Annotated in this window: 7 protein-coding genes; 6 read left to right on the top strand and 1 reads right to left on the bottom strand. The window is 66.6% G+C overall.

Annotated elements, in window-relative coordinates:
- The 6 genes from argF to RIF85_RS14020 form a co-directional block, all read left to right on the top strand.
- Window positions 1–701 (top strand): ornithine carbamoyltransferase (gene argF, locus RIF85_RS14045; protein WP_309072522.1); only part of this gene is annotated, 701 nt, incomplete at its 5' end.
- The gene (locus tag RIF85_RS14040) at window positions 698–1,246 is read left to right on the top strand and encodes an arginine repressor (protein ID WP_309072521.1); all 549 of its coding nucleotides are present in this window, start codon (window positions 698–700) and stop codon (window positions 1,244–1,246) included. The genes argF and RIF85_RS14040, both read left to right, overlap by 4 nt.
- 79 nt (window positions 1,247–1,325) lie before the next feature.
- Window positions 1,326–2,528, top strand: a complete 1,203-nt coding sequence (locus RIF85_RS14035) for an argininosuccinate synthase (protein ID WP_309072520.1) — start codon at window positions 1,326–1,328, stop codon at window positions 2,526–2,528.
- Window positions 2,529–2,531: 3 nt separating this feature from the next.
- Window positions 2,532–3,980, top strand: coding sequence for an argininosuccinate lyase (argH, locus tag RIF85_RS14030; protein WP_309072519.1), 1,449 nt, complete (start codon window positions 2,532–2,534; stop codon window positions 3,978–3,980).
- Window positions 3,981–4,048: 68 nt separating this feature from the next.
- Window positions 4,049–4,804 (top strand): maleylpyruvate isomerase family mycothiol-dependent enzyme, encoded by a 756-nt coding sequence (locus RIF85_RS14025; RefSeq protein ID WP_309072518.1) that lies wholly within the window; start codon window positions 4,049–4,051, stop codon window positions 4,802–4,804.
- A 133-nt stretch (window positions 4,805–4,937) separates the two neighbouring features.
- Window positions 4,938–5,807 carry an SRPBCC domain-containing protein gene (locus RIF85_RS14020; protein ID WP_309072517.1) on the top strand — a complete coding sequence of 290 codons (870 nt, stop codon included), beginning with the start codon at window positions 4,938–4,940 and terminating at the stop codon, window positions 5,805–5,807.
- On the opposite strand, the gene RIF85_RS14015 is transcribed toward RIF85_RS14020, so the two are convergent.
- The coding region (locus RIF85_RS14015) for a methylated-DNA--[protein]-cysteine S-methyltransferase (RefSeq protein WP_309072516.1) at window positions 5,771–6,143 on the bottom strand (373 nt) is incomplete at its 5' end. The two genes, RIF85_RS14020 and RIF85_RS14015, sit on opposite strands and share 37 nt — an antisense overlap.

The raw sequence follows: 6,143 nt of genomic DNA, 5'->3' as shown, positions 1-6,143 counted from the left end.
GGCACAAGGAATCAATCACGGACACGGCCAGGGTGCTGGAGCGGATGGTCTCCACGATAGTCTGGCGCACTTACGCCCAGGCCGGGCTCGAAGAAATGGCTGCGGCTTCCTCCGTTCCCGTCATCAACGCGCTGTCGGATGACTACCACCCGTGCCAGCTGCTTGCCGACCTGCTCACCATCAGGGAGCACAGGGGCAAGCTGGCGGGCCTCACCCTCTCCTACTTCGGTGACGCTGCGAACAACATGGCAAACTCGTACCTCCTCGCCGGCGTCACCGCGGGTATGCACGTCCGCATCGCCGGTCCCGAGGGGTACCTGCCGGAACAACGCATCGTCGACGCCGCCAACAAGCGTGCGGCAGAAACCGGCGGATCGGTACTCATCACCACCGATGCCGGTGAGGCCGCAACGGGCGCCGACGTCATCGCCACGGACACCTGGGTATCCATGGGCCAGGAGATCGAGGACGACGCCGCCAAGAGTGCGCGGTTCGAGCTGTTCCGTCCGTACGCGGTGGATGAGGCGCTGCTCTCCCAGGCGGCGGCTGACGCCGTCGTCCTCCACTGCCTGCCCGCCTACCGCGGATACGAGATTTCCGCCGGCGTGATCGACGGCCCGCAATCCCTCGTGTGGGACGAGGCCGAGAACCGGTTGCACGCGCAAAAGGCGCTGATGGTGTGGCTCATGGAGCGCTCGTGACCTCCGCTGCCCCTGCGGGTTCGGCCGGCGCCCAGCCGACCGGGCAGCCCACAACCAAGACGGCGCGGCAGGCGCGGATCACCGCCCTGCTCACGTCGCAGTCCGTGCGGTCGCAGTCGGAACTGGCGGACCTGCTGGCAGACGACGGACTCCAGGTCACTCAGGCCACACTGTCCCGTGACCTCGTGGAGTTGGGCGCAGTGCGCGTCCGCGGCAAGGACGGCGCGCTTGTCTACGCCGTTCCGGGAGAGGGCGGCGGACGTGCTCCCCAGAGCGGCGTCAGCCAGGAGATTCTGGACTCGCGGCTGTCGCGGCTGTGCGGTGAACTGCTGGTGACGGCTGAGGCTTCAGGGAACCTGGTGGTCCTGCGGACGCCTCCGGGCGCAGCGAACTTCCTGGCCCTGGCGATCGATCATTCGGTCATGCCGTCCGTGCTGGGTACGATCGCCGGAGACGACACCATCCTGCTGGTCACCCGTGATCCGGCCGGCGGAGCCGACGTCGCAGCCCGTTTCCTGCAGTTCGCCCATGAGGCCGCGTCCTGAGCGGGACGCAACAGACATCCCGACCAGACAGACCACCGAACATTCCACATCATTCGAAGAAACAAAAGGAGCTATTTCAGTGACTGAACGCATTGTCCTTGCCTACTCGGGCGGACTGGATACCTCGGTGGCCATCGGCTGGATTGCCGAAGCAACCGGAGCAGAAGTAGTGGCTGTCGCTGTCGACGTCGGACAGGGCGGCGAATCCCTGGAGACCATCCGCCAGCGTGCCCTCGGCTGCGGCGCCGTCGAAGCCTACGTGGCCGACGCCCGCGACGAGTTCGCCAACGAGTACTGCATGCCGACCCTTCGCGCCAACGCGCTGTACATGGATGCGTACCCCCTGGTGTCGGCTATCTCCCGGCCCGTGATCGTCAAGCACCTCGTCGCCGCTGCACGTGAGTTCGGGGCCTCGACCGTGGCGCACGGCTGCACCGGCAAGGGCAACGACCAGGTCCGCTTCGAGGTCGGCATCCAGACCCTCGGCCCGGACCTGAAGTGCATTGCCCCCGTCCGCGATCTCGCCCTCACCCGTGACAAGGCAATCGCTTTCGCCGAGGAGAAGGGCCTGCCGATTGAAACCACCAAGAAGAACCCGTTCTCGATCGACCAGAACGTCTGGGGACGCGCCGTCGAAACCGGCTTCCTCGAGGACATCTGGAACGGCCCCACCAAGGACGTCTACGACTACACCGACTCGCCCGAGTTCTCCCCGGCACCGGATGAAGTAGTCATCACCTTCAAGGAAGGCATCCCCGTTGCGATCGACGGACACGCCGTTACTCCGCTGCAGGCGATCGAGGAACTGAACCGCCGCGCCGGCGCCCAGGGCGTGGGCCGCATCGACATCGTCGAAGACCGGCTGGTGGGAATCAAGAGCCGCGAAATCTATGAGGCTCCCGGTGCCATGGCCCTCATCACCGCCCACCGCGAGCTCGAGAACGTCACCGTCGAGCGTGAGCAGGCACGGTTCAAGAAGACTGTTGACCAGCGCTGGACCGAACTGGTCTACGACGGCCAGTGGTTCTCTCCGCTGAAGCGCTCGCTGGAAACCTTCATCGATGACACCCAGCGCTACGTGTCCGGCGACGTCCGCATGGAACTTCACGGCGGCCGCGCGACCGTCACCGGTCGCCGGTCCGACGTCGGCCTCTACGACTTCAATCTCGCAACGTACGACACCGGTGACACCTTCGACCAGTCGATGGCCCGCGGGTTCATCGAGATCTTCGGCCTGTCCTCCAAGGTGGCATCGGGTCGCGATCAGCGCGCGGGGAACTAGGCAGTGACGGAGGCACACGGTACAGCCGCAACCGGCACCAACGAGGGCTCGCTGTGGGGCGGCCGGTTCTCCGGCGGCCCCGCGGACGCCCTCGCGGCCCTGAGCAAGTCGACGCACTTCGACTGGCGGTTGGCCCGCCACGATATTGCCGGATCACGGGCGCACGCCCGTGTGCTGCACCGCGCCGGCCTGCTCGACGACGGCGAACTTTCCGGCATGCTGGCTGCCCTGGACGCGCTCGACGACGACGTCCGCACGGGCGCCTACCTCCCCGCCGACTCTGACGAGGACGTGCACGGCTCGCTCGAGCGCGGACTGATCGAACGCGCCGGACCGGCGCTCGGCGGAAAGCTGCGGGCCGGCCGTTCACGCAACGACCAGGTTGCCACGCTGGGCAGGATGTACCTGCGTGAGCATGCCCGCATCATCGCAGGCGGCGTCCTCGCCACGATCGACGCACTTGTGGAGCAAGCCCAGAAGCACCTCGAAGTGCCGATGCCGGGCCGCACCCACCTGCAGCACGCACAACCGGTGCTGCTGAGCCATCACCTGCTCGCGCATGCCTGGGCATTGCTGCGTGACCTGCAGCGGTTCCAGGACTGGGACCGCCGCGCTGCGGTGTCACCCTACGGTTCAGGGGCGCTGGCCGGATCCTCCCTCGGCCTCGACCCTGAAGCGGTTGCCGCAGAGCTCGGGTTCGACTCGGCGACGCACAATTCGATCGACGGCACGGCGGCGCGGGACGTCTACGCGGAATTCGCGTGGGTGGCCTCGATGATCGGCGTCGATCTTTCGCGCATCAGCGAGGAGGTCATCTTCTGGGCGACCAAGGAATTCTCCTTTGTCACCCTGCACGATTCCTTCTCCACCGGGTCATCGATCATGCCGCAGAAGAAGAACCCGGATGTTGCGGAGCTCGCCCGCGGGAAGGCCGGAAGGCTGATCGGGAACCTGACCGGACTGCTCGCCACGCTCAAGGGTTTGCCCCTGGCGTACAACCGGGACCTTCAGGAGGACAAGGAGCCGGTGTTCGATGCCATCGACACCCTCGAGGTACTCCTGCCCGCCGTGTCGGGAATGATCGCCACTTTGACCTTCAACACCGAGCGCATGGCGTCGCTGGCGCCGCTTGGATTCGCTCTCGCCACGGATGTGGCCGAGTGGCTGGTCCGCCAGGGCGTGCCCTTCCGCGAAGCCCACGAACTGTCCGGCGCAGCGGTCAAGCTGGCTGAAAGCCGCGGTGTGGAGCTGTGGGACCTGAGCGACGAGGACTATGCCGGCATCTCCGAACACCTCACACCGGGTGTGCGGGAGGTGCTCACGGTTGAAGGATCGCTGAGCAGCCGAGACTCGCAGGGCGGCACAGCTCCATCTGCCGTTCGGCGCCAGCTGGAGGCGCTGAACACCCAGCTGCTCAACGTGCGCTCGAAACTGCTGCCGCCGCAGGGCTGACGGTCGGCCTCCGGGAGGGCAGCGGGTATTGTCGGGACTGACCGCCCCTGCCCACCCGGAGGATAGCCGTGAACACACCAGAGCCTGCCGTGCCCGAAAACCTCGCCGAACGGCTAGCCGACGCCGGTCGTGAACTGCTCGCGGCCGCTGCCGGCCTGGACGAGGCAGCAGTCACTGCGCCCTCGGTCCTTCCCGGATGGAACCGTGCCTTCGTCCTCGCGCACGTCGAGGGAGTGGCGCGCGCGATGGCTCGCCAGCTTGAGTACGCAGCCCAGGGCGGGACCATCGAGTTCTACGACGACGGGTTCGACGGCCGGAACCGCGACATTGAGCGGCGGGCGCAGCGCCCCGTCGACGAGCAGCTGCGGAGCCTCACAGAGGCGGTCGAAGCCGTCGTCGCACGTTTCGCCGCCCTTCAGGGCAGCGGGTGGGACGCACGCATCGCCTACCGGAACGGTACGGTGCGCGACGGTGGGCTTGCCCTCTGGAGGGAACTGGTCATCCATGCCTCCGACCTCGACACGGGACGAACTTCCCTCGACTGGGACAACACGTTCTGCCATTACCTCTTCGGCTTCCTCGCTGCACGTATCCCGGACGGAACGGCACTCAAGCTCCAACCGCTGGGTGAGCAGCCGCGCACGCTGTCGAGCGGACCCGGAACACCGGCGCGCACCGTCGTCGTCACCGGGTTGCTGCAGGACATCGCCGCATGGCTTGCCGGACGCAAGCCGCTGGGTGGACTGAACGCGACCGCCGCAGCAGACGGCATTGCCCTCCCGGAACTCCTGCCGTGGCCGGCGGCAGTGCCTCCGCGCGCCTGACGGGACCTTCGCGCCCGGCTCATCGGCAGTCTCGAAACATTAGGCCTTTGACCCTTCGGAGCCCTTATCAGGGGTCCGGCACTGCGCTAAGTTGGGAGGCACCCACGCGCCCACAGAAGCGAAGGCAGACGCCATGACGTCGGAAGTTGAACAATCAGCTGCGCACTCCGTTGTGCCGCTTGGCCGGATCGAACGGCTGAGCGACGGGTACGTTCTCGCTTTCGACCGTCAATTCGACTACCCCCGCTCCTACATCTGGAGCCTTCTGACGAACCCCGGGAAGGTTCGGCTCTGGCTCGGCGAACTCGCCGGGGAATGGGAGCTGGGAAAGGAGTATTCCCTGGACCTGGGTGGGGGAACCTCTACCGGGACAGTCCTGCAACTGAACCCACCCACCAGCCTCCAGATCAGCTGGGACGATGCACTGGGTTTCGAGTCCATCCTGGAATGGCGGGTCCTGGAAAGTGACGGCGGTACTCTGCTGCAGTTACGGGCACGCTCCGAGACGGCCGACTTCCTGACCGAGGGTGCCGCCGGCTGGCAGCACATCCTCGCCGCGCTCGATGACGTGGCTGCGGGCCGGGAGCCGGTCCCGCCGGGGGACTGGGCGGCCCTCCGGGATGCCTATTCCCAGGAGTTCGATGTTTCCAACACGATGGGCTGGATGGAAACCGACGACGGCGTCACCATGGTCCACTTCGACCGTCGCCTCAGTTCCACCCTGCCGCTCGTCAAGGACGCACTCACAGCCGACCCGGAGCAACAGCCGAGGGTCGAACAGGCGGAGGTCGACTTCACCGCAGAGGGTTCCAGCACCCGCCTTACTGTCCGCCACGTGATTGAGGATCCAGCTGTCGCGCCCGCCCTGATGGCCCAGTGGCATGCTCATCTGGACGCCGTGGCGGTGTCGGTGGAGGGCGACCAGCCGCACACCAGCATGCGGAAGCTGCATGCATTGGAGGACTTTTACCGGGCTACGCTCGACACGGCTCCCGCCGGTTGAGCCGCAGCCTCACGCGCCAGTAGGCTCGTCTTCACGGCAACTCCCCACCGGAACCCGCCGAGGCTTCCATCCGTCCGGATCACCCGGTGGCAGGGAACAAACAGGGCAGCGGCGTTGAAGGCACAGGCTCCCGCAGCGGCCCGGATCGCGGATGGGCGCCCGGACAGGCGTGCATACTCGGAATAGGTGACCGGCTTCCCGGGTGCAACCGTGCGCAGAATCTCCCACGCGTGACTGCGGAACGGCCCCGACAACTGCTGCACCGGGACGGCCTCGATAGCCGCGAGATCGCCGTCGTAGTAGGCAGCCACCGCGTCCGTGATGGGGCTGGCGTGA

Source organism: Arthrobacter sp. (assembly GCF_031179385.1).
Lineage (GTDB): Bacteria > Actinomycetota > Actinomycetes > Actinomycetales > Micrococcaceae > Arthrobacter_D.
The sequence above is the reverse complement of the archived record's forward strand: the minus strand, read 5'-3'. Positions and strand labels throughout refer to the sequence as shown.